This is a genomic window from [Clostridium] celerecrescens 18A (assembly GCF_002797975.1).
Classification (GTDB): Bacteria; Bacillota; Clostridia; order Lachnospirales; family Lachnospiraceae; genus Lacrimispora; species Lacrimispora celerecrescens.
Map to the genome: position 1 here is coordinate 1,036,136 of NZ_PGET01000001.1, position 23,760 is coordinate 1,059,895.

The 23,760-nt window shown below is 45.1% G+C and carries 19 protein-coding genes and 1 pseudogene; 19 read left to right on the forward strand and 1 reads right to left on the reverse strand.

Going from position 1 to position 23,760, the window contains the following annotated elements; all coding sequences use genetic code 11:
- Positions 1 to 69: 69 nt before the first annotated feature.
- The 18 genes and pseudogenes from H171_RS04860 to H171_RS24870 all read left to right on the forward strand — a co-directional run.
- Positions 70 to 1,830 carry a peptidoglycan D,D-transpeptidase FtsI family protein gene (locus H171_RS04860; RefSeq protein ID WP_100304140.1) on the forward strand — a complete coding sequence of 587 codons (1,761 nt, stop codon included), beginning with the start codon at positions 70 to 72 and terminating at the stop codon, positions 1,828 to 1,830.
- A gap of 75 nt (positions 1,831 to 1,905) precedes the next feature.
- Positions 1,906 to 2,874, forward strand: a complete 969-nt coding sequence (gene mraY, locus H171_RS04865; protein WP_100304141.1) for a phospho-N-acetylmuramoyl-pentapeptide-transferase — start codon at positions 1,906 to 1,908, stop codon at positions 2,872 to 2,874.
- Positions 2,875 to 2,886: 12 nt separating this feature from the next.
- Positions 2,887 to 4,233, forward strand: coding sequence for a UDP-N-acetylmuramoyl-L-alanine--D-glutamate ligase (murD, locus tag H171_RS04870; RefSeq protein ID WP_100304142.1), 1,347 nt, complete (start codon positions 2,887 to 2,889; stop codon positions 4,231 to 4,233).
- Positions 4,234 to 4,428: 195 nt separating this feature from the next.
- Positions 4,429 to 5,580 (forward strand): FtsW/RodA/SpoVE family cell cycle protein, encoded by a 1,152-nt coding sequence (locus tag H171_RS04875; protein WP_100304143.1) that lies wholly within the window; start codon positions 4,429 to 4,431, stop codon positions 5,578 to 5,580.
- A 68-nt stretch (positions 5,581 to 5,648) separates the two neighbouring features.
- Positions 5,649 to 6,899 carry a UDP-N-acetylglucosamine 1-carboxyvinyltransferase gene (gene murA / locus H171_RS04880; protein ID WP_100304144.1) on the forward strand — a complete coding sequence of 417 codons (1,251 nt, stop codon included), beginning with the start codon at positions 5,649 to 5,651 and terminating at the stop codon, positions 6,897 to 6,899.
- On the forward strand, positions 6,896 to 7,621 hold the full coding sequence (locus H171_RS04885; protein ID WP_025233629.1) for a cell division protein FtsQ/DivIB: 726 nt from the start codon (positions 6,896 to 6,898) through the stop codon (positions 7,619 to 7,621). Before murA ends, H171_RS04885 begins: the two co-directional genes overlap by 4 nt.
- Before the next feature lie 121 nt (positions 7,622 to 7,742).
- Complete coding sequence (ftsZ, locus tag H171_RS04890; protein WP_100304145.1) at positions 7,743 to 9,083, forward strand: cell division protein FtsZ; 1,341 nt, start codon at positions 7,743 to 7,745, stop codon at positions 9,081 to 9,083.
- A 145-nt stretch (positions 9,084 to 9,228) separates the two neighbouring features.
- Complete coding sequence (locus H171_RS04895; RefSeq protein WP_100304146.1) at positions 9,229 to 9,555, forward strand: hypothetical protein; 327 nt, start codon at positions 9,229 to 9,231, stop codon at positions 9,553 to 9,555.
- Positions 9,556 to 9,570: 15 nt separating this feature from the next.
- Positions 9,571 to 10,635, forward strand: a complete 1,065-nt coding sequence (locus H171_RS04900; RefSeq protein ID WP_100304147.1) for a hypothetical protein — start codon at positions 9,571 to 9,573, stop codon at positions 10,633 to 10,635.
- A gap of 178 nt (positions 10,636 to 10,813) precedes the next feature.
- On the forward strand, positions 10,814 to 11,671 hold the full coding sequence (metF, locus tag H171_RS04905) for a methylenetetrahydrofolate reductase [NAD(P)H] (protein WP_100304148.1): 858 nt from the start codon (positions 10,814 to 10,816) through the stop codon (positions 11,669 to 11,671).
- A gap of 73 nt (positions 11,672 to 11,744) precedes the next feature.
- The gene (locus H171_RS04910) at positions 11,745 to 12,389 is read left to right on the forward strand and encodes a vitamin B12 dependent-methionine synthase activation domain-containing protein (protein ID WP_100304149.1); all 645 of its coding nucleotides are present in this window, start codon (positions 11,745 to 11,747) and stop codon (positions 12,387 to 12,389) included.
- Positions 12,390 to 12,416: 27 nt separating this feature from the next.
- Complete coding sequence (locus H171_RS04915) at positions 12,417 to 14,855, forward strand: homocysteine S-methyltransferase family protein (protein WP_100304150.1); 2,439 nt, start codon at positions 12,417 to 12,419, stop codon at positions 14,853 to 14,855.
- Positions 14,856 to 15,067: 212 nt separating this feature from the next.
- Positions 15,068 to 16,159, forward strand: coding sequence for a tryptophan--tRNA ligase (gene trpS / locus H171_RS04920; RefSeq protein ID WP_100304151.1), 1,092 nt, complete (start codon positions 15,068 to 15,070; stop codon positions 16,157 to 16,159).
- Between the two features lie 8 nt (positions 16,160 to 16,167).
- On the forward strand, positions 16,168 to 16,410 hold the full coding sequence (locus H171_RS04925) for an RDAC family protein (RefSeq protein ID WP_100304152.1): 243 nt from the start codon (positions 16,168 to 16,170) through the stop codon (positions 16,408 to 16,410).
- Between the two features lie 377 nt (positions 16,411 to 16,787).
- Positions 16,788 to 18,143, forward strand: a complete 1,356-nt coding sequence (locus H171_RS04930) for an NCS2 family permease (protein ID WP_100304153.1) — start codon at positions 16,788 to 16,790, stop codon at positions 18,141 to 18,143.
- Positions 18,144 to 18,526: 383 nt separating this feature from the next.
- The gene (gene eno / locus H171_RS04935) at positions 18,527 to 19,825 is read left to right on the forward strand and encodes a phosphopyruvate hydratase (protein WP_100304154.1); all 1,299 of its coding nucleotides are present in this window, start codon (positions 18,527 to 18,529) and stop codon (positions 19,823 to 19,825) included.
- 374 nt (positions 19,826 to 20,199) lie between these two features.
- The gene (locus H171_RS04940) at positions 20,200 to 20,856 is read left to right on the forward strand and encodes an MBL fold metallo-hydrolase (RefSeq protein ID WP_242976860.1); all 657 of its coding nucleotides are present in this window, start codon (positions 20,200 to 20,202) and stop codon (positions 20,854 to 20,856) included.
- A gap of 108 nt (positions 20,857 to 20,964) precedes the next feature.
- Positions 20,965 to 21,408: pseudogene (locus H171_RS24870) on the forward strand (4'-phosphopantetheinyl transferase family protein); the annotation flags it as partial.
- Positions 21,409 to 21,439: 31 nt separating this feature from the next.
- Here H171_RS24870 and H171_RS04950 read toward each other — a convergent pair.
- The gene (locus H171_RS04950) at positions 21,440 to 22,372 is read right to left on the reverse strand and encodes a DMT family transporter (RefSeq protein WP_100304155.1); all 933 of its coding nucleotides are present in this window, start codon (positions 22,370 to 22,372) and stop codon (positions 21,440 to 21,442) included.
- A gap of 174 nt (positions 22,373 to 22,546) precedes the next feature.
- Between H171_RS04950 and H171_RS04955 the strand changes: the two genes are divergently transcribed.
- Positions 22,547 to 23,719 (forward strand): SAM-dependent methyltransferase, encoded by a 1,173-nt coding sequence (locus tag H171_RS04955; RefSeq protein ID WP_100304156.1) that lies wholly within the window; start codon positions 22,547 to 22,549, stop codon positions 23,717 to 23,719.
- Positions 23,720 to 23,760 lie beyond the last annotated feature (41 nt).

Below are 23,760 nucleotides of genomic sequence, written 5' to 3' on the forward strand. Positions count from 1 at the left end.
TTTTTTTAAAGAACTCATAAAAAGTCCTGAAATTCATATACTGTAGAAATAATGGTGATGGAGCAGTGCATGAGTTCAAATAAGACACATCACAGAGAAAAAATAGCCATCCTGTTTTTCCTGTTATTTCTTGCCATGACAGGGCTTATGGGGCGGCTTATTTTTCTAATGATCTTTCGTTCGGAACATTACAGTGCCATGGCATTGGACCTTCATGAACGGGAAAGGACCATTAAAGCCGCCAGGGGAACTATCATTGATGCCAATGGAACCGTCATTGCCACCAACCGGACGGTGTGCACCATATCGGTCATACATAACCAGATCAGAAAAGCAGATGAGGTTGTGGCAGTCCTTTCAAAGGAGCTTGGTCTTCAGGAGGATGAAGTTCGGAAAAAGGTAGAAAAGTACAGTTCAAGGGAAATTATTAAAACCAATGTAGACAAGGCTATGGGAGACACGATCCGGTCCTACCATTTAGACGGTGTAAAAGTGGATGAGGATTACAAGCGTTATTATCCCTATGACACCCTTGCCTCCACAGTTCTTGGATTTACGGGGGGAGATAATCAGGGAATCATCGGTCTGGAGGTAAAATACGAACAATATTTAAAAGGCCTTAACGGTAAAATCCTGACCATGTCTGACGCAGCAGGAATTGAAATAGAAAATGCAGCGGAGGATAGGATCGAGCCTGTGGCGGGACAGGATCTGCATATCAGCCTGGATGTCAATGTCCAGCGTTATTGCGAACAGGCTGCTTATCAGGTGATGGAGAAAAAAGGCGCAAAAAGAGTGTCAATAATTGTTATGAATCCTCAGAATGGGGAAATTATGGCAATGGTAAATGCACCTGAATTTAATTTAAATGATCCGTTTACACTAAATGCAGACGCCGGAGTTCCCGCATCTGACAAAGAAAAGCAGGATTTGCTAAACAAGATGTGGAGGAATCCCTGTATTAATGACACCTATGAACCAGGATCCACCTTTAAGATCGTTACCGCAGCTGCAGGGCTGGAAGCCGGAGTGGTGAAGCTTGATGACCATTTTTCATGTCCGGGCTTTCGGGTCGTAGAGGACCGTAAAATCAGATGTCACAAAGTGGGCGGCCATGGCTCGGAAACGTTTCTCCAGGGTATGATGAATTCCTGCAACCCAGTTCTTATCGACGTAGGACAGCGTCTTGGCGTAGATAATTATTATAAGTATTTTGAGCAGTTCGGATTAAAAGGAAAGACCGGAATCGATCTTCCCGGCGAGGCATCCACCATTATGCATAAAAAGGATAATATGGGGCTTGTGGAGCTGGCAACCGTTTCATTTGGCCAGTCCTTCCAGATCACGCCTCTGCAGCTGATTACAACCGCTTCTGCCATCATTAATGGTGGAAACCGTGTGACACCTCATTTTGGAGTGAAGTCAGTAAGCACCGACGGAGCTTCGGTCCATGAATTTACTTATCCGGTAAGCGAAGGGATCATATCTGCCCAGACCAGCGAAACTATGCGTTATATCCTGGAACAGGTTGTGGCGGAAGGAAGCGGAAAAAGAGGGCAGGTCGACGGCTATCGGGTGGGCGGAAAAACAGCAACCTCTGAAAAGCTTCCAAGAAGTTTAAAAAAGTACATTTCATCCTTTATAGGCTTTGCACCAGCGGATAATCCCCAGGTGATTGCTCTCATTACAATCGATGAACCTGAGGGGATTTATTACGGCGGAACCATAGCTGCACCGGTGATTGCCGACATTTTTAAGAATATTCTTCCATATCTGGGAATAGAGCCAACCGAGGAAAAATCTGCTTCTGCGTTTCGAATCTATGGTTGATTATTCAGGCAAAAAGACGTATACTACTTACTGTGTACTTTTGAAATACAAATACATAAAATATTGAGGTGTGACATGATTAACGAAACGATTCTGGCAATCATCATAGCATTTGCAATCAGCGCCATGCTGTGTCCCATTGTAATACCATTTCTTCACAGATTAAAATTTGGCCAGGAGGTCCGCAAGGAAGGACCTGAAAGCCATTTAAAAAAGCAGGGTACTCCGACCATGGGAGGGCTTATCATATTGACCAGCATCATCATTACATCGCTGTTCTATGTGAGGGAATATCCGAAGATCATTCCTGTGCTTTTTGTGACAGTTGGATTTGGTATCGTTGGGTTTCTTGATGATTACATTAAGATCGTGATGAAGCGGTCAGAGGGACTTACGCCTATTCAAAAGATGGCAGGGCAGTTAATCATTACAGGAATCTTTGCCTATTATCTGCTCCATTCAAAGGATGTGGGAACGGGAATGTTAATTCCCTTTACCGGAGGTTTTGAAAAAGGGCTGTATCTGAATTTGGGAATATTCTTCGTACCGGCGGTATTTTTTCTCGTAATAGGGACTGATAATGGTGTAAATTTTACCGATGGCTTAGATGGGCTTTGCACCAGTGTTACCATTCTGGTGGCGACATTCCTGACTGTGGTTTCTATCGGGGAAAATACCGGCATCAGTCCCATTACCGGAGCGGTTGTGGGAAGTCTTTTGGGATTTCTGTTATTTAATGTGTATCCTGCCAGGGTGTTTATGGGGGACACCGGTTCCCTTGGACTTGGAGGATTTGTTGCTTCCAGCGCCTTTATGATGCAGATTCCTGTTTTCCTGGCCATTATCGGTTTTATTTATATGATCGAAGTATTATCCGTTATCATTCAGGTGACATATTTTAAAAGAACAGGCGGAAAGAGGATTTTTAAGATGGCCCCCATCCACCACCATTTTGAGTTGTGCGGCTGGTCGGAAACACGGGTGGTAGCTGTATTTGCTATCGTGACTGCGGTTCTTTGCATGCTTGCATACCTTGGATTATAGGAGAGAAACTATATGAATCAGAAAATTTTAGTTGCCGGCAGCGGAAAAAGCGGCATTGCCGCCGTAGGGTTGATCCTTAAAACAGGCGATGAAGTAATTCTTTACGACAGCAATGCTGCCCTTCATAAGGAGGAACTGCTTCATCAGTTCGAAGAAGAGGGAAGGGTTTCAGTTTTACTGGGAGAGCTTAAAAAGGAAGATCTTACAGGTGTAAGCTTATGTGTCATAAGCCCCGGCATTTCCTTAGAGGCCCCCTTTGTAACTGTCCTTAAGGAGGCGGATATCCCGGTCTGGAGTGAAATCCAGCTGGCTTACCACCATGCCAGAGGAAAGCTGGCGGCAATCACTGGAACCAATGGTAAGACAACCACTACGGCCCTCATCGGGGAAATCATGAAAGCATATTATGACCATGTGTTTGTAGTGGGCAATATCGGGGTCCCGTATACTGAGGAAGCATTAAAGACGACTGAGGATTCGGTAACGGTAGCAGAGGTCAGCAGCTTTCAGCTTGAGACGATCACCGGCTTCCGTCCGGATGTGAGTGCGATTCTGAACATAACGCCAGACCACCTGGACCGTCATAAAACCATGAAATGCTACATAGAAGTAAAGGAACGAATCACATCAAATCAGAGACCTCAGGATTTTTGTATCTTAAACTATGACGATCCTGTTTTGCGTGAATTTGGAACCGCCATCAAGCCCAAGGCTGTTTATTTTAGCAGCCGCCAGTTTTTGGAAGAAGGCTACTGCATGGATGGGTACAGGATTATCCGAAACCACAATGGGGAGAGGACTGAGATCGCAGACATTCGCGAGGTACAGCTCTTAGGCCGCCATAACCATGAGAACATCATGGCCGCAGCCGCTGTATCCGCTGAAATGGGAGTGCCCATGGAGATCATAAGCAAGGTGATCAGGGAGTTCAAGGCGGTAGAGCATCGGATTGAATTTGTTGCGGAAAAGGCCGGAGTGAAATATTACAATGATTCCAAAGGAACCAATCCGGACGCTGCAATCCAGGCAATAAAAGCCATGCCAGGGCCTACGCTGCTCATTGCAGGAGGCTACGATAAGAACTCCCAGTACGACGAGTGGATTGAATCCTTTGACGGTAAGGTAAAATACATGGTGCTTCTGGGGCAGACCAGGGAAAAGATCGCCGAGTGTGCGGCCAGACATGGTTTTACGAATGTAATGTATGCGGAAGATATGCAGGAAGCAGTAAAGGTATGTGCTTCTTATGCCAACAGAGGAGATCATGTGCTCTTATCTCCGGCCTGCGCCAGCTGGGGGATGTTTAAGTGCTATGAAGAACGCGGCGAAATCTTTAAGGAAAGCGTCAGAAATTTATAAAAGCAATGAACCATGCAGAAACATGCATAAAATATATGCGTGGGAGCTTGCTCACTAAGCATATATTTTATGCATGTTTCTATAGGGCGAATGCCCGTTATGAATCATTTGGCGGTGCCCTTCCGCCAAATGATGAATGCATGGTGGATTATATATAAATAAAAATGAATCAACAGTTTGGCGAGGAGGAATGATATGGCAGAAAAAGGGCCAGTGAAGAAAAAAAACAAACCGCGCCGTTTTTATGATTACAGTCTTTTGTTTACTGTAATATTTCTGTCTGTTTTTGGTTTGGTCATGATTTACAGCGCCAGTTCTTATGCAGCCCAGCTAAAATTCAATGACGCCGCTTATTTCATGATGAGGCAGGCCAAGATAGCCCTGGCAGGCTTTGTTATCATGATTGTGATATCCAAACTGGATTACCACTGGTACGCGAAATTCGCTGTGTTTGCTTACGCTCTTTCTTATGTTTTGATGATTACCGTATCCTTAGTTGGGCGTAAAGTAAACGGTAAGAGAAGGTGGCTGGGAGTGGGAAGCCTTTCCTTTCAGCCTACGGAATTTGTAAAAATTGCTCTGATTGTCATGCTTGCTGTTCTGATTGTTCAGATGGGAAGGAATATTAACACGAGAAATGGCGTGCTTCTGGTTATTGTGACGACACTCCCTATAGCGGGAATCGTAGCGGCAAATAACTTAAGCTCCGGAATCATCATCATTGGGATCGCTTTTGTCATGCTGTTTGTGGCATGTAAAAAGAAATGGCCGTTTTTTGTCTGTGGTCTTGCAGGCGTAGGCGCGCTGGCCTTTGCCGGGCCAATGGCTGCTGTTCTGGAAAAGCTTAATATTCTTCATGATTACCAGCTGGGCCGTATCCTGGTATGGCTGGAGCCGGAGGCTTACCCCTCCACCGGAGGTTATCAGGTGCTTCAGGGGCTTTATGCCATAGGTTCCGGCGGACTGGTAGGCAGAGGACTGGGAGAGAGCATACAGAAGATGGGGTTTGTACCGGAAGCACAAAACGATATGATTTTTTCCATCATCTGTGAAGAACTTGGGCTTTTTGGAGCGGTTTCTGTAATTTTGATATTCCTTTTCATGATTTACCGGTTCATGCTCATTGCGGATAATGCACCGGATTTATTTGGGGCATTGCTTGTTGTAGGGGTTATGGGACATATTGCCATACAGGTTATCTTAAATATTGCGGTTGTAACCAATACCATACCAAATACTGGTATCACCCTTCCTTTTATCAGCTATGGAGGTACCTCTGTTCTTTTTCTGATGATGGAAATGGGCATGGTTTTAAGCGTTTCCAACCAGATAAAGCTGGAAAAATAATGGGATGTGAAAACATTCTCTCACTTTTAACATAGGATAGTATATAAGAAGCCATGGGAGGTACCGGATTGTCAGTCATACAGGTCCAGGGGTTACGATCCTTAAAAGGTGAGATAAAAATTCAGGGTTCTAAGAATGCTGTTCTGCCCATGATGGCAGCAGCGGTTCTCCATAAAGGTACAACAGTGATTCATAATGTCCCCAGGATACAGGATGTGTTCTGTATGCTGGGGATACTTGAGCATATTGGATGTATATGCTGCTTTGACGGCCATTCCTTGACAATTGATGCCCGTGATTTGACTCAGGCGGAGATACCGGAAGAGTATATAAAAAGCATGCGTTCTTCTATCATGCTCTCCGGTCCTTTGCTTGGAAGGACTGGCAATGCGGTCACCAGCTTCCCTGGTGGCTGTTCCATTGGAGAGCGCCCCATAGACTTACACTTATCTGCCTTTCGGAAACTTGGTGCGATCATTGAGGAGAAGGGTGATAAGCTTATAGTGTCAGCAAATCGGTTAATAGGCAGCCATATTTATTTTCCCTTTCCCAGCGTGGGGGCTACGGAAAATGCCCTGATGTCAGCTGTGTATGCCCAGGGGATAACCGTGATACATGGAGCAGCAAAGGAACCGGAGATCATCACACTATGTGAATTTTTAAACAATATGGGGGCTGACATACATGGAACCGGTACTTCCGTTCTGACAGTCACAGGCGTAAGTGAGCTTTGTGATTCTGAATTTACAGTGGCAGGAGACAGAATTGTCGCAGGAACCTATTTAATGGCTGTCATGGCTGCTGAGGGAGATATCGTAATACAGGGAATTCAACCCGGACATTTAGCTTCCGCCATCTCTCTTGCCGATAGAATGGGCGCGGAACTGAAACGGTATGAAAGCTGCCTGGAAGTATCCATGAGGGGACGCCCCGATTGTGTAGATGTCATAACAGAACCCTATCCGGGCTTTCCCACGGACCTTCAGTCCCAGTTAATGGCGGTCATGGCATCTGCAAAAGGTACCGGCAGAATTAAAGAAACGATCTTTGAGGGAAGATTTGGAACTGCAAAGGAGTTGCATAAGCTTGGCGCAGATATTATAATAGAGGGGAAGCGGGCTGACATACGCGGACTTTATCCTTTAAAGGGAAACCGCGTAACAGCTACGGACCTGCGGGGAGGCGCGGCTCTTGTAGTTGCAGGGCTGGCATGTGAGGGCGTGACTGAGATTCATGAGTGCCATCATATTGAACGAGGTTATGAAGACATCTGCCGTGACTTGAGCAGTCTTGGTGCAGCGATCAGAGGGATGCAATGAATGATTTAAAAAAGAGCAGAAGAAAAATAAAATTTGGAATCACAGCTGCCGTGATCTTGTTGGGAACTGCCATTTTTTTGTCGCTGCAGATCAGGAATATTACGGTGAGCGGTAATAAAAAATATACATCGGAACAGATCGTTGATATTTTGTTCAAGGACAGCTGGGACCGGAATGCGGTTTTTTGTCTCTATAAGGATCGTTTTAAGAAGCATGAACAGATCCCTTTTGTAGAAGATTATAAAATCGTATTCCTGAGCCCGGTAAGAGTGGAAGTGATCGTCTATGAGAAATCGGTGGTAGGCTATGTGTCCTATATGGGCAGCTATATGTATTTTGATAAGGACGGGATCGTGGTAGAAAGTTCCAGCGGAAAGCTGGAAGGAGTTCCTTGGGTCACGGGGCTGCAGTTTGGGCATATTGCCCTGCACCAGCCCCTTCCGGTGGAAAAGGGGAAGATTTTCAATGAAATTCTAAACCTGACTCAGCTTTTATCAACGAAGGCAATTCCTGTTGACCAGATCCGTTATGATTCCCGGGGGGACGCTACTCTTGTTATGGGAGATATCCGTGTTTTCCTTGGAAGCTATGACCAGATGAATGGAAAAATCTCTGAGCTGAAGGATCAGCTTCCTGTTTTAGAAGGTTTGTCAGGGACTCTATATCTGGATACCTATGATGAGGCGGAAACAGTCACATCTTACCGTTTTGTGAAGAATTAATGAATTTACATAATTTGCTTGGAATTTTGTTTAAAAAGTGGTTGATATTTTTGGTAAAATCAAATATTATATTAATTAGGTTTATAGAGTAAGCTGTTTATGGTTAAAGGAGGATATAATCTTGTTAGAGATTAAGATAAATGAGGCGGACAATGCCGCAAGAATTCTGGTAATCGGAGTAGGCGGTGCTGGAAATAACGCGGTCAACCGCATGATTGATGAGAATATAGCTGGTGTGGAATTTCTTGGAATCAACACGGACAAGCAGGCTTTGCAGTTTTGTAAGGCTCCTACAGCCATGCAGATCGGAGAGAAGCTGACCAAGGGTCTTGGTGCAGGTGCCAAGCCTGAGATCGGTGAAAAAGCGGCAGAGGAGAATGCAGACGAGCTGGCTCAGACCATGAAGGGCGCGGATATGGTATTCGTTACCTGCGGAATGGGAGGCGGTACCGGTACCGGAGCTGCACCTGTTGTGGCTAAGATCGCAAAAGATATGGGAATTCTTACCGTCGGTGTTGTAACAAAGCCTTTCCGCTTTGAAGCAAGAACCCGTATGAGCAATGCCGTTAACGGTATTGAGCGTTTAAAAGAGAGTGTAGATACATTAATCGTTATCCCTAATGACCGTCTTCTGGAAATCGTAGACAGACGTACTACCATGCCGGATGCCTTAAAAAAGGCAGATGAAGTTCTTCAGCAGGCCGTACAGGGCATTACGGATTTAATTAATGTACCCGGACTTATTAACCTGGACTTTGCAGATGTACAGACTGTCATGACAGATAAAGGCATTGCCCACATCGGTATCGGCAGGGCAAAGGGTGATGAGAAGGCATTGGAAGCCGTGAAGCAGGCGGTATCCAGTCCATTGCTTGAAACCACCATTGAGGGCGCCTCTCACGTCATCATCAACATTTCCGGTGATATCAGCCTGGTTGAGGCCAATGAAGCAGCCAGCTACGTTCAGGAAATGGCAGGAGATGATGCCAATATTATCTTTGGAGCAATGTATGATGAGAATGCTCATGATGAAGCCAGCATCACCGTGATCGCCACAGGTCTGGACATGCAGGCTGAGACTCCTGTATCCAAGGTCATGACGAATTTTTCCAACCCTAACTTTAAACAGCCGAAAGCAGCACCTCAGACCCAGGCAGGGAATCAGGAAGCAGCCGCTACTGCAGCGACCCCTGGATATAACCAGAATTATAATCCCAATTACGGGAATGCGAATTATTCCAATCCAGCTTACAACAATCAGAATTATCCAAATAATAACAGCAGCTATAATAACCAGAATTATGGAAATCAGAACTACGGTGCAGGGAATTATCAGAAGCCGAATTATGCGGGGCAGAATAACCCTCAGGGTGCTCCCCAGGGAGGCGGACAGCCTTATCGCCCGACTGTGAATAAGGAAGTTCAGATCAATATTCCTGATTTTTTAAGAAATAAAAGATAAAATTTATCAGATTACATAATCAGGCAGGTTCCGATGAACCTGTCTGTTTTTGAAATATACTGCATGGGCAATAAAGATGAAACACCCTACGGGTATACCTTTATGCCCAAAAAGCATGGGCAATAAAGATGAAAGGAGTGGCAGAATGTCAGAGAGAGAACAGGATTGGGAGATTTCAGAGGATTACTACAACAGCAGAGAAGATGGAAGAAGCCTGTCTCTGGAAGATTTTATCACAGAGTCAGATAAACAAGCGGCTGATCTTGTGCCTTTTGGTCAATCGGATGAGTTGTTGAAAAAGACAATTGCAGATGTTCATCAGGTGCTGGTGCTGGCTCAGGAAGGAAAGAATATTGCTGAGATTGCTTTCATTACCGGACTTCAGGAGAAATATGTTTATGATATACAGGTTTGCGCCCAGGGATTCAGGGAGGACGACGAAATTGCCGTGGCTCATCTGGTACTGGGATAAAGGAGGGATTTTGAAATGATGAAAAAGATTTGTCCGGTTTGTGATCTTCCGGTTAATGAGGCGAATTATTGCCCGCGGTGCAGGAAGGTGGTCCGGAAGCCCCTTTTATGGAAGGCAGATTATTATTTGAATGAAAAACGTCCGGATCATAGCAGCCATGATGTTCATCAGGCTGACGGAGCAGGAAAGCCGCAGAAAAGGAATGTACAGGGACCGACAGGCCGGAAAAGTACGACTGTAGGACCGGTTACCCCCAGGCAAAATGTGGGAAGACCTTCCCCTAAGCCTGCCGGCAGCCATAATCCGCCGCAGCCCTCCCTGCCAGGCAAGGAAAAGGGAAGGAAGAATTCCACTGTGCCTGTAGTGATATCCGTTGCTCTGTTTGTTCTTATAAATGTTCTTCCAAGAATCATTGGAACGGTAAACCGGGCCGTAACGGACGAAAAGATCAGTAACTTTGAGACAGCGGTTCCATATGATGATTCCGGCTTTACCGAGCTTTTAGAAGAGGATGTGAAGGCGATTGGAGAGTCTTGTACCGGCTATGATCATTTCCCGGTTGACGGTAGGCAGGTGGCAGCTTCCATGGGGCAGTTTTTTAACGAAAACAACTATGGCTATGAGATAGAAGAGGGTGCTGTTTATTCTGATAATTATCAGTTTGAAGAAGAGGGCGGCCCCATATCCTATTATGAAACCGTGGAAAGCTTCACTTTTGAAGATGAGGCTACCAGTCAGCTGGATCCAGGCGATGAAGATTACGTATATCAGTATGTGGATATTAATTATGATACTGCTACCGGTGAACTTCATGATTATATTTCTTCCCTGAAAGACAGGGATAATTCCCTTGTCTTTTTAGGTGAGTTCTTAAGTCTTGCAGAAACAGGAGCAGGTATCCCCCAGGAAGAAAGCAGCATTCCGGCTATTATGGAACAGGCCGTAACCGGAGAATGGCAGGAAGATGGAGTATTTATTACAGAAGGGCTGTTTGATATCAACCTTTATCTTACCAAGGATGAGGTCAGGATTTACGTTTCTTACAGCAATCCTCAGGTGATGGAAAGTCAGGAAACGTAAGCAGAACCTATTGCGGGAAGCAGTCTTTTGTGGTAAAGTGTTAAAATAATAAAAAGCAGCCCTTTGGGCATGGGCGATAAAGGGAAAACACCCATTAATGATGAACCACCTTTCGGGTATACCTTTAAACCCAAAGTACACGGGCGTCAATGATGAAACGAAAGATAGGAGACAGAGCATGAAAATAAAAGATATATTGAGCCAGGGAAAGCCAACCCTATCCTTTGAAGTGTTTCCTCCCAAAACTGAGGATAAATATGAATCAGTGGAACAGGCTGCGTCAGAGATCGCAAAGCTGAAACCAGCTTTTATGAGCGTCACTTACGGAGCAGGCGGAGGAACCAGCCAATATACCGTTGATATCGCTTCTGCACTTCATCACCAGCATCATGTAACGGCTCTGGCTCATTTAACCTGTGTAACCTCCACCAAAGATAAGGTACACCAGGTTCTTGATGAACTGAAAGAGGCTGGAATTGAAAATGTGCTTGCTCTCAGGGGGGATATGCCTACCGATGCTCCTGCTAAAAAGGAATACCATTATGCCTCTGAGCTGATCAGGGAAATAAAGGAAGCAGGGGATTTCTGCATTGGCGCGGCCTGTTATCCGGAAGGTCATGTAGAATCCGCCAGCAAGACCATTGATATGGATTACTTAAAACAGAAGGTGGAAGCAGGATGTGATTTTGTTACCACCCAGATGTTTTTTGACAATAATATTTTATACAATTACCTGTACCGCATCCGGGAAAAGGGAATCACGGTTCCGGTTATCGCAGGAATCATGCCTGTCACCAATGTAAGGCAGATCATCCGAAGCTGCCAGCTTTCAGGTACTTATCTGCCTTCCCGTTTCAAGGCCATAGTGGACAGGTTCGGAGATAATCCGGCAGCTATGAAGCAGGCGGGAATTGCTTATGCCACAGAACAGATCATTGACCTTATCGCCAACGGAGTGAATGCCATCCATGTTTATTCCATGAATAAGCCGGATGTGGCGTTAAAAATCAAGGAGAACCTTTCCGAGATATTGTGATTCTTTTAACCAGGGTCCGGCTCCTTTCAAAAAGGAGCGGACCCATTTAAAATGAAAAAACGGAGGAACAGCAATGGAAATCAGCCGAAGAGAGGTCCGGCGATATCTGGGATACGGGAAAAATGAAGGTGATGAAGCTGTAAATACCCTGATTGAGGAATGTATCAGGGAACTAATGGCTGCGGCATCTCCAAAAAGCATAAGCCGGGTTTATCCCCTGGAGCTGCTTTCTGATGACTGGATCGATTTTACCGTATTTAAGACCAGAAGCCGGAATTTAAGCCGGAATTTACAGGACTGTGAACAGGTGATCTTATTTGCCGCTACGTTAGGTGCAGGGGTGGATGTGCTGTTGCATAAATATACAAAACTGCAGATGAGCAAGGCAGTCACCATGCAGGCGGCGGCAGCCGCCATGATAGAGGAATATTGTGATGAGGAAAACCGGAAACTGAAGGAAGAATATGAGGACAGGAGCCTGTACTTAAGACCCAGGTTCAGCCCAGGCTACGGAGACTTCCGCTTAGAGTGCCAAAAGGATATTACTACAGTTCTGGAAACGCCTAAAAGGATCGGTATCATGCTGACGGACAGCCTTCTCATGACCCCTTCCAAGTCCGTCACTGCGGTGATGGGAGTCAGCGGAAAGCCTTACCGCTGTGAGATAAAGGGATGTGAATCCTGTGGAAAAACGGACTGTGCATACCGTAGAGATTAGAAGATACAAACGCAGATGGAGGAATGTATGGCAGCGATTTTAGAAGAGATAAAGAAGAGGATGGTATTTTTTGACGGCGGAACAGGAAGCCTTTTGCAGGCAAATGGCCTGGAACCGGGAGAACTGCCGGAAACATGGAATGTAAAGCATCCGGATATCATAACGAAACTTCACCGTGATTATCTGGAGGCAGGTGCAGACATCATAAAAACAAATACCTTTGGAGCCAATGGGCTGAAATTTTATAAAGGTGCGGAATTCGATCTGGAAGAGGTAGTGACTGCAGCCTTAAAAAATGCCAGGAATGCGGTGGAGACAGCTTCATATCCGGCCGGAAAGAAAAAGGGGTATATTGCCCTTGATTTAGGCCCTACGGGAAAGCTTTTAAAGCCTTTAGGAGATCTGGACTTTGAGGATGCCTACAAAATGTTTTCCCAGGTAGTTAAAATCGGAGAGCGGGAGGGAGCGGATCTGGTGCTTATAGAGACCATGAGCGACAGCTACGAGGCCAAGGCAGCTGTACTTGCTGCAAAGGAAAACTGCAGTCTTCCCGTATTTGTTACCACTATTTTTGATGATAAAGGAAAGCTATTAACCGGAGGAAATGTTGAATCTACCGTTGCCCTTTTAGAAGGCCTGGGGGTTGACGCCCTGGGAATCAACTGCGGCCTGGGTCCGATACAGATGAAGGGCATACTAAGGGATATCATGAAGGTAGTTTCCATACCGGTCATCGTAAATCCCAATGCAGGTCTTCCAAGAAGCGAAGGCGGAAAAACGGTATATGATATCGATGCAGATGAGTTTGCGGCTGCCATGAAGGAGATTGCAGAGGAAGGAGCCTGTGTGATCGGAGGCTGCTGCGGAACCACACCGGAACATATTGAGAAAACTGTGGCTCTCTGCAAAGACTTTCCTGTAAAGCTGCCGGATAAGAAAAAACGTACCGTGATCTCTTCCTACGCACAGGCGGTTGTGATTGACAAGGATCCGATCATCATCGGAGAAAGAATCAATCCAACAGGAAAATCAAAATTTAAGCAGGCCCTACGGGATCATAACCTGGAATACATTCTCCGTGAGGGAGTAGCTCAGCAGGACAATGGAGCACACGTCCTGGATGTGAATGTGGGACTTCCTGAAATTGATGAGCCTTCCATGATGGTGGAAGTGATAGGGGAGCTTCAGAGCATCATCGACCTGCCTCTACAGATTGATACCTCCAATATAGAAGCAATGGCACGGGCAATGAGAGTTTATAATGGAAAGCCTCTTATTAATTCCGTAAATGGGAAGAAAGAGGTGATGGAGGCTATTTTTCCTCTGGTGAAACAATATGGAGGCGTTGTGGTCGCCCTTGCCCTTGATGAAGACGGCATTCCTGAAACAGCTGAAGGCAGGATCGCTGTTGCAAAGAAAATCTACGATAAGGCCGCAGAATATGGAATTGAGAAGAAGGACATTATTATAGACGCTCTCTGCATGACTGTAAGCTCTGACAGCAGTGGCGCGCTGACGACCCTTGAAACTTTAAGAAGGGTCCGTGATGAACTGGGAGGCAGGACCATACTGGGCGTTTCCAACATTTCCTTTGGACTCCCGCAGAGAGAAATCATCAATGCCGCCTTTTTCACAATGGCCCTTCAAAACGGCTTAAGTGCCGCTATCATAAACCCCAATTCAGAAGCCATGATGCGTTCCTATTACAGCTTTCGGACTCTTGCGGATCTGGATCCTCAGTGCAGCGGCTACATCTCGGTTTACAGCGGCCAGGTGGCTACTCTCGGTGAGACAGTGAGGCAGGGAACCTCTTCTTTGCCAGGAGGCGTTTCCGGAGGGGAGATGTCTCTGTCAGAAAGCATTGCAAAAGGCCTTAAGGACCGCGCATATGCGGCAGTGAAAGAGCTTTTAAGAGAGCAGGAGCCTTTGACCATTATAAATGGAGAGATGATCCCAGCGCTGGACCGGGTGGGAAAAGGCTTTGAAAATGGAACAGTATTCCTGCCGCAGCTCCTGATGAGTGCAGAAGCAGCCAAGGCGGCATTTGAAGTCATAAAAGAAAAGATGGCGGAAGGCGGCATGGCACAGGAGAAAAAGGGAAGGATCATCCTGGCTACGGTCAAGGGTGATATTCACGATATAGGAAAGAATATAGTTAAGGTCCTCCTGGAAAACTACGGCTATGATGTCATTGACCTGGGAAAAGACGTTCCTCCGGAAAGGATCGTGGATACCGCAGTAAAGGACGAAGTAAAGCTGGTAGGCTTAAGCGCCCTCATGACCACCACCGTTCCAAGTATGGAAGAGACCATCAGGCAGCTTAGGGAAGCTGCTCCTTCCGCCAAGGTAATGGTAGGAGGTGCGGTACTTACGGAAGGATATGCAAAAACCATTGGTGCGGATCAATACTGCCGGGATGCTATGGCTTCCGTAAACTATGCAGAGGGAATATTTCAGGCAAAATAAGCCGTTCGATTGACAAATATTGAATGAATGGTATAATATCCACGAAAGCAATGAGTAGTGCGAAACAGGGCATAAAAGGATTTTTGTTGTGCTCGCACATAAGAAAATCCTTTTATGCCCTGTTTCATAGGGCGAATGCCCGTGAGGGATCGAATCCTCCGGATTCGGTCCCTGCACTACGGATTTACGATACAAAACATCTGGAGGTAAAAATGGGAAAGATTATTTTAACAGGGGACCGGCCCACCGGTAAGCTCCATATCGGCCACTATGTAGGTTCATTAAAACGCAGGGTGGAGCTGCAGAATTCCGGTGAATTTGACGAGATTTTTATCATGATAGCGGATGCACAGGCACTTACGGACAATGCCGATAATCCGGAAAAAGTTCGTCAAAATATCATAGAGGTTGCGCTGGATTACCTTTCCTGCGGTCTGGATCCGAAGAAATGCACCCTTTTCATCCAGTCCCAGATCCCGGAGCTTACGGAACTGTCCTTTTACTATATGAATCTGGTAACCGTATCCAGGCTGCAGCGGAATCCTACGGTAAAATCCGAGATTGCCATGAGAAACTTTGAAACCAGCATCCCAGTAGGCTTCTTCACCTATCCGATCAGCCAGGCAGCTGACATTACAGCATTCCAGGCCACCACAGTGCCCGTAGGAGAGGACCAGGAGCCCATGATCGAGCAGACCAGGGAAATTGTACGGAAGTTCAATTCCGTCTACGGCGAAGCCCTTGTGGAGCCAGAGATCCTGCTTCCGAATAATAAGGCCTGCTTACGTCTTCCAGGAACCGACGGAAAAGCCAAGATGAGCAAGTCCCTTGGAAACTGCATTTATTTATCCGATCCGGAAGATGAAGTAAAGAAAAAGGTCATGAGCATGTATACAGACCCGAATCACATCCAGGTTTCCGACCCTGGAGAAGTGGAAGGAAACACAGTATTCACGTACCTTGATGCATTCTGCAAAGATGAAGATTTTGAAAAATATCTGCCGGATTATAAAAATCTTGACGAGCTAAAAGACCACTACAGGCGGGGCGGTTTAGGTGATGTGAAAGTGAAGCGGTTCTTAAACAGCATCCTTCAGGCAGAGTTAGAGCCTATCCGCAGAAGAAGAAAAGAATACGAGGCCAATATCCCTTACGTATACCAGATCTTAAAAGAAGGAAGCGATAAGGCAGAGGCAATGGCAGCCAGGACCTTAAAGGGCGTGAAAGAAGCCATGAAGATCAATTATTTTGATGATCTGGAGTACATTGAGGAGCAGGCAAGGAAGTATAAGGGCCAGGAATAGAGGCGTATATGAAAATTGTTTCCATCACCGAGATCTTACAATGCAATGAATTTATTAAAAACAAAGGCCTGGAATTTAAGATCCACTTAAGGGACGCCTGCGGGAAACAGTCCTGCTGGATCGAAACAATCCAGGAAACAACCACCAGCGGACAATGGGAGGAGCTATATGAGGCTCTGGAGGAGTTTTTTGGCAGGCTCCGTTTTAAGCTGGAATATGGAGAAAATAAAACAGATTTCTGGCTGTTGTGATATCTGAGACAGGAAAGCCGGGAAGGTACAATCGAAGCTTATTCTTTGTACCTCCCCGGCTTTTTTCTATACCAAAAACAAGACCAAAACAAGAGCTTTTCACATACTGACACCTACCTATTCCCTCATACATTCAGGCTACCGCTGAAACAACAGTCAAACTGCAAAAATGCGCGTCAACAATCCATATTAAATAAGTAGAATTAATTATTTGCTTATTTATTATTAAATATACTAATGAAACAAATTAAAATTAATAATAAATAAAGTATTAAAATTTTATTAAAATTTCTTGAAGAAATAAGAAATAACAGTTATAATAGTGTGGTAACTTAATAACGAGAATCTCTCAAAATAAAATGAAAAGGAGTTTTACCATGGAGCAGTTTTTTAAACTCAAGGAAAATGGAACGAATGTTACTACTGAGATTATTGCTGGAATCACCACATTTTTTGCCATGGCGTACATAATTATCGTGAATCCGAATACTTTAAGCCAGGCAGGCATGGAATGGGGAGCAGTATTTTTAGCAACCATTATTTCTGCGATTATAGGGACATTAGTTATGGGGCTTGTTGCCAATGTACCCTATGCTCAGGCACCAGGTATGGGTTTGAATGCTTTTTTTGTTTACACGGTTTGTTTTGGACTGAAATTTACATGGCAGCAGGCTTTGTCAATGGTTTTCGTCTGCGGACTCCTTAACATTTTCATCACAGTAACCAGGATACGTAAGTATATCATCAAAGCCATTCCTGTAAGTCTCCAGAATGCCATCGGCGGAGGCATTGGTATCTTTATTGCTTACATAGGTCTTCTGAATGCAGGTGCCATCAATTTTGCAGCTGGCGTTCCCGCAATGTCCGTGATCTCAACAAAAGCTCTTATTTTATTTATTATTGGTCTTGTATTGATTGTTATATTAACTGTTATGGATGTAAAAGGCGGAATATTAATTGGTATAATTTTAACAACTTTGATCGGCATTCCATTAGGCATTACAAAGACAGGAGATACCGTGAATTTTTCAGAAGCTTTATCAGTGCTTCCAACGACGTTCGGAGTGATTTTTACGGCAGAAGGACTTCCTGCTTTATTTGGCGATGTGGCGAAGCTCCCTCTGGTGTTAATTACGATTTTCTCATTCAGTTTATCCGATACCTTTGATACCATCGGAACTTTTATTGGAACAGGCCGCAGAAGCGGAATCTTTAGTGCGGAAGATGAGGCTTCCTTAGAGTCAGGCAAAGGGTTCTCATCTAAGATGGATAAAGCGTTATTTGCTGATGCTACAGCGACTTCCATTGGAGCCATTTTTGGTACCTCAAACACAACCACTTATGTGGAAAGTGCGGCAGGTATCGGAGCTGGCGGACGTACCGGACTTACTTCCGTAGTTGTAGCTATTTGTTTTGCCGTAAGTGCATTCTTAGCCTCTTTTATCAGCGCAATTCCATCCGTGGCAACGGCACCGGCTCTTGTTATTGTTGGCTGTATGATGATTTCTTCATTCAAGGAGATTGATTGGAGTCAGTTGGAAGAATCAATTCCCGCCTTCTTTGCAGGCGTGTTTATGGCACTTTGCTATAGCATTTCCTACGGTATTGCAACAGCATTTATTTTCTACTGCATCGTAAAAATCTGTAAAAAGAAAGCTAATGAGTTAAATCCTATAATTGTAATAGCAACCATTCTGTTTATTGTAAACTTCATATTACAGGCGTTTCTGTAATTTCAGATTTTAGAATATTCATTGGTTCGTCCTGTAAAATTTTAAGCTTTTGTTCCTGTACCACACAGGAGCAGAAGCTTTTTTTCTCAATAAAGGAAAAATCAGTAATAATTATCAATGTCAGTGTTGAAATTTATGGTAAAATGTGATATGATCATTCTGTGAATTAGGACAAACTAACTCATAATAATAATGGAAATAAGCCATATTAATGAAGTATGGCTGCCAAGGCGGTTCAAAATTTTGATTAAGCCAGCAGCTAAGAGAACGGCATCAGAAGTGTTACCTGTATAATGATGAAAGATGATAACGTAAATTGAAAAGAATTTCCGTAATGGAACTTTTCCATAGTGGAAACCATTTAAAAGAAAAGGAGATAAACCATGAATTATCTGGAGATTGAAAAAGTAATAGGAAGAGAAATTATTGATTCCAGAGGAAATCCTACCGTAGAGGCTGAAGTACATCTTGCAGACGGGACTATGGCCAGAGGAGCGGCGCCAAGCGGTGCCTCTACCGGTGAATTTGAGGCTCTGGAGCTTCGGGATGGGGACAAGGCCCGTTATGGCGGAAAAGGTGTCTTAAATGCGGTTCATAATATTAACACAGTGATCCATTACGCGATTACGGGAATGGATGCTTCCGACATTTATGCCATTGACCAGGCAATGATTACCGCAGATGGAACTCAGGATAAGTCCAGACTGGGAGCCAACGCCATATTAGCAGTATCCATTGCCTGTGCCAGGGCGGCGGCTATGAGCATGGGAATTCCCCTTTACCGGTTCTTAGGCGGAATAACCGGTAATCGTCTCCCGGTTCCTATGATGAATATTTTAAACGGCGGAGCACATGCTGCTAATACCGTAGATGTACAGGAATTTATGATCATGCCGGCAGGAGCATCCAGTTTTAAAGAAGGTCTTAGATGGTGTACAGAAGTATTCCATTGTCTGGCGTCCATATTAAAGGCAAAGGGCCTGGCTACTGCAGTGGGAGATGAAGGCGGTTTTGCTCCGGATGTGGATAGTGACGAGGCTGCTATTGAACTGATCCTTGAGGCTATCAGAAAAGCTGGCTATGAACCAGGGCGTGATTTTGTTCTGGCTATGGATGCGGCTTCCAGTGAGTGGAAGGGTGCAAATAAGGGAGAGTATATCCTTCCTAAGTGCGGCAAGCATTTTACCTCTGAAGAACTCATCGAACACTGGAAAAAGCTATGTGAAAAATATCCCATTTACTCCATTGAGGATGCCCTTGATGAAGAAGACTGGGAAGGCTGGGAGCAGCTTACGAAAGAACTGGGCAGCAAGATCCAGCTGGTTGGAGACGACCTGTTTGTAACGAATACAGAGCGTTTAAAGAGAGGAATCTTAAACGGATGCGGTAATTCCATTCTTATTAAGCTGAACCAGATAGGTTCCGTATCGGAAACTCTTGAGGCGATTAAGATGGCCCACAGTGCAGGTTATACGGCCATTGCTTCCCACCGTTCCGGTGAAACGGAGGATACCACCATTGCAGATCTGGCGGTTGCTCTTAATACGTGTCAGATCAAGACAGGAGCGCCCAGCAGAAGCGAACGTGTGGCAAAATATAACCAGCTGCTTCGGATTGAAGAAGAACTGGGAGAAAGTGCGGTTTATCCGGGAATGGATGCATTCCATATCCGGCGGTCATAAAGAATGGGGAAAGGCCCGGCAGGTCTGGCATTTTAGACCTGCCGGGCCTTTTGTGCATCCGAAACAGCGATACTTAAACACGGGATTTTGTTTGGCAGACTCTTTGTTCCGAATTGGAAAAAGAATTGATGAAAGGGACAAAGGATGATATGCTATAAGCCATAAGAAGTCAACGCCTCTTTGAAAAAAGCGGGAAAACAGGTGCATTTAAAGCAGGTATCCGCGAAGACGGTAAACGGAGTAATTGATTGTATTTACAGAAAAAGATAGAGGAAAAATCGGGAATATACAAGGCTTTCTTTCAATACAATGAACAATAGCGTAATGGTGCCAAAGGCATTTTCCGGCAGAGAAATAATGTATTTGAAAGTGAGATGAAAAAGTTGGCAGAAGTAAAACGGATCAGATGCGGAAGTGTGAACAGCTATCTGATTGAGGAACATGGTAGAGCCGTTCTTGTGGATACAGGAAGGAACGGATTTGAAGAAAAAGTACTGGCCCAGTGCCGGAAAACGAAGGTTGAACTGATTGTGCTCACCCATGGTCATGTGGATCATGTACAGAATACAGCCTACCTTAGGAAGGAACTGGGAGTACCGGTGGCCCTTCATAAAGAAGATTTAAACCTTATAAAGGACAATTTTATGGAACCTCTCCGTTTTCGGGGGATGCTGGGAATGGCAGTTGCAGAGGTTACAGCGAAAAGCTCTGAAACGGACCGGATACCGGAGTTTAAACCGGAAATCTTTATCGATGAAGGTGACTGGCTGAAGGATTATGGAATCAATGCCAGGATCATGGGGCTGCCGGGGCATACCAGAGGGTCCATAGGAATTGATCTTGATGAAAAGGCTGTCATAGTAGGTGATGCACTGATGAATATGTTCTATCCCGGGCTGTCCCTGGTGTATTGGGACAGGGCGAAGATGTTAAAAAGCGCGGATAAGATTAGCGCTCTCGGCGCAAGAAAGGTATATTTCGGTCATGGAAGTCCGGTGGAAAACCGGGCATGGAACAGGGCGGGGATTTAGACAAAGGTTTAAGACGGTATGGTACGGATTTATTTGGAAACGTATGAAGCGACCCCAAGAAAGGAAAAGAGGGAGCAGGAGCACGGGCTTGGAAAAGAGCTTCTTCGAATGGGACTTAAGGATTTATATGGTATTGATTCTGAGTTAAATGACCAGCCGGCCATTTTGACAGAAGAGCATGGCAAACCATATTTAAAGGACTTTCCTCACATCCACTATAACATCAGCCACACAGATGGCCTGGTGGCCTGCGCAATAGGAGACCGGCAGGTGGGAATTGATGTGGAGCGGATACGGCCCTTCCGGCAAAATATCCTTAAAAAGGTTTTTTCTGATGCCGAAAGACACCGCATGGAGGAAATACCGGAGACAGAGCGTTCCCAGTATTTCTTTCGCATATGGACATTAAAGGAAAGCTACTTAAAAGCGGCAGGCTTAGGTATAACTGTCCCCCTGACTTCCATTTCTTTTGAATGGGAGGAGGAGGCTTCTTTTGCATGCTCTGCCCCAGGTGCATCATTCCATCAGACCATGCTGAAGGGGGGCTATGTACTTTCCATATGCACTCTGGGAGATGAAGAAATTAATTTTGGACAGAACCTTGTTTTTTCTGCCAGAGCCGAAGGCCTTTTGACCGGGCTTTGCTTTCAGAAACCATCAGACCGGCCAGGGTCATCACGATTCCGCAGACAGACTGGAAACTGATACGTTCATCCAGCAGGAGCATGGATGAGATCACGGTAATTACCGGGACAGCATAGATGTAGACGCTGGTCTTTACAGAGCCCAGCTCCTTAACCGCAAAATTCCAGGTAGCAAAGCATAGGGCGGAAGCACCCAGGCCCAAAAACAGAATATTTAATAAATTCTTTGTGTCAGCAAGGCGGTAAAAGCCTAGACGGAAAGGGAGAATTGCCAGTGCAGGAACCATGAACAGAAGGCCGTAGAAGAAAATGCGCCTTGTTGTTTCAACGGTCCCATGGCCGTATTCTCCTATTTTTTTTGTGATGACGGAATAAGCGGCCCAGGTAACAGCGGCAGCAAGCGCAAGAAAATCGCCCTTGGGGTTTATCCTCATGCCGGCTGACTTCTGAAAGCTGATCAGGCTGATTCCAATGATAGCAATTAGAAATCCGGCCAGAAACTGGGGGCCTGGTTTTTCCCCTTTTAAGAACAGCCAGTCAAACAGAGCAGTAAAAAATGGAGCTACGGCAATGATCACGCTGACGTTAGCAGCAAGGGTTATGGTAAGCGCAAAGTTTTCCATAAGAAAATATAAGGTAACACCGCATATTCCGGCGGCTGCGAAAAGGCATTCCTGTTTTTTGCTTTTTGTCCGCAAAAGGCGGGGACAAGCCAGCCATAAGGCAGCATAGCCGATAAGAAAGCGGAAAAACAAAATTTCGAGAGGAGTAAAAGCCCCAAGAAGAACTTTGGTTGAGATAAAAGTGGTTCCCCATACGAAAATGGAGAATCCGGCGGCCAGGTGTCCGTATAAATTGTTCTGCTTATTCATGATTGTCTTCTCCTGTAAGTAATTTTATTAGATTCTAACACAGATCATTAAAAATGTCTTGCAGAATGCCTCTGATATTGAAAAAATGGAACTTTGCTGAAAACAAGGCTTATGAAATCATAAAAAACGGGCAAAAATCTCATTAGGAATAAAGAGCAGATTGGAGGAAAAGCCATGAAAACCATGACAGACAACTTTTTAATTTCCTTTCTTCAGAGATTTGACGAGCATCCTTTTGATGTAAAGCTCCGCGGAGAGACTTATCATATCGGGGAAGGGAATCCGGCGTTTATTGTGAACTTAAAAGAGGATATTGAGGGCAGGGATTTGCTGACCAGCACTTCACTGGCACTGGGAGAGGCCTATATGAAAGGAACCCTGGATGTGGAAGGGGATCTGTATCACGCTTTGAATCATTTCCTGGGCCAGATGGGGAAATTTTCAATGGATCAGGGAAAGCTTAGGAAGCTGATTTTTTCGTCCCAGTCTAAAAAGAATCAGGAGAAAGAAGTCACTTCCCATTACGATATCGGCAATGATTTCTACCGCCTTTGGCTTGACGACACCTTAAGCTATTCCTGTGGATATTTTAAGACAGAAAATGATACCTTACACGATGCCCAGTGCAATAAGGTAGAGAGGATATTAAAGAAGCTTTACTTAAAAAAAGATATGACCCTTTTGGATATCGGCTGCGGCTGGGGATTTTTACTGATTAAGGCTGCCAAGGAATACGGGGTGCAGGGAGTTGGGATCACGTTAAGCAAAGAGCAGAAAAAGAAATTTGAAGAACGGATAGAAGAGGAAGGCCTGACGGGCAGGGTGTCTGTGGAATTAATGGATTACCGGGATCTAAAAAGCTGGGGCAGAACCTTTGACCGGGTAGTCAGCGTTGGCATGTTGGAACACGTGGGAAGGGATAATTACGAGCTGTTTGTAAAAAATGCGGAGGCGGTGCTAAATCCCGGAGGATTACTCCTTCTTCACTACATCAGTGCTCTGAAGGAATATCCCGGTGATCCATGGATGAAAAAATATATTTTCCCGGGAGGCACCATACCAAGCCTCCGGGAAATGATCAATATTCTAAGTGAACACCGGTTTTATACCCTGGACGTGGAAAGCCTTCGCCGTCATTATTGTAAGACATTGCTTTTATGGGGACAGAATTTTAATAACCACCGTCCTGAAATCGAGGAGAAAATGGGTACAGAGTTTGCCAGAATGTGGAACTTATATTTAAGCTCCTGTGCCGCCACCTTCAATAATGGGGTCATTGATCTCCACCAGATACTTGTATCCAAAGGGATAAACAATCATCTGCCTATGACAAGGTGGTACGAATAGCATAGAAAAGCCTTACCTATCCTGCTTTCTGCTGAGGAGAA

What these genes read in the sequence shown, in the direction of transcription:
- H171_RS04860 (WP_100304140.1), top strand. Translation starts at nt 70, where the DNA reads ATGAGTTCAAATAAGACACATCACAGAGAAAAAATAGCCATCCTGTTT.
- mraY (WP_100304141.1), top strand. Translation starts at nt 1,906, where the DNA reads ATGATTAACGAAACGATTCTGGCAATCATCATAGCATTTGCAATCAGC.
- murD (WP_100304142.1), top strand. Translation starts at nt 2,887, where the DNA reads ATGAATCAGAAAATTTTAGTTGCCGGCAGCGGAAAAAGCGGCATTGCC.
- H171_RS04875 (WP_100304143.1), top strand. Translation starts at nt 4,429, where the DNA reads ATGGCAGAAAAAGGGCCAGTGAAGAAAAAAAACAAACCGCGCCGTTTT.
- H171_RS04885 (WP_025233629.1), top strand. Translation starts at nt 6,896, where the DNA reads ATGAATGATTTAAAAAAGAGCAGAAGAAAAATAAAATTTGGAATCACA.
- H171_RS04895 (WP_100304146.1), top strand. Translation starts at nt 9,229, where the DNA reads ATGTCAGAGAGAGAACAGGATTGGGAGATTTCAGAGGATTACTACAAC.
- H171_RS04900 (WP_100304147.1), top strand. Translation starts at nt 9,571, where the DNA reads ATGATGAAAAAGATTTGTCCGGTTTGTGATCTTCCGGTTAATGAGGCG.
- metF (WP_100304148.1), top strand. Translation starts at nt 10,814, where the DNA reads ATGAAAATAAAAGATATATTGAGCCAGGGAAAGCCAACCCTATCCTTT.
- H171_RS04910 (WP_100304149.1), top strand. Translation starts at nt 11,745, where the DNA reads ATGGAAATCAGCCGAAGAGAGGTCCGGCGATATCTGGGATACGGGAAA.
- H171_RS04915 (WP_100304150.1), top strand. Translation starts at nt 12,417, where the DNA reads ATGGCAGCGATTTTAGAAGAGATAAAGAAGAGGATGGTATTTTTTGAC.
- trpS (WP_100304151.1), top strand. Translation starts at nt 15,068, where the DNA reads ATGGGAAAGATTATTTTAACAGGGGACCGGCCCACCGGTAAGCTCCAT.
- H171_RS04925 (WP_100304152.1), top strand. Translation starts at nt 16,168, where the DNA reads ATGAAAATTGTTTCCATCACCGAGATCTTACAATGCAATGAATTTATT.
- H171_RS04930 (WP_100304153.1), top strand. Translation starts at nt 16,788, where the DNA reads ATGGAGCAGTTTTTTAAACTCAAGGAAAATGGAACGAATGTTACTACT.
- eno (WP_100304154.1), top strand. Translation starts at nt 18,527, where the DNA reads ATGAATTATCTGGAGATTGAAAAAGTAATAGGAAGAGAAATTATTGAT.
- H171_RS04940 (WP_242976860.1), top strand. Translation starts at nt 20,200, where the DNA reads ATGAAAAAGTTGGCAGAAGTAAAACGGATCAGATGCGGAAGTGTGAAC.
- H171_RS04950 (WP_100304155.1), bottom strand. Translation starts at nt 22,372, where the DNA reads ATGAATAAGCAGAACAATTTATACGGACACCTGGCCGCCGGATTCTCC.
- H171_RS04955 (WP_100304156.1), top strand. Translation starts at nt 22,547, where the DNA reads ATGAAAACCATGACAGACAACTTTTTAATTTCCTTTCTTCAGAGATTT.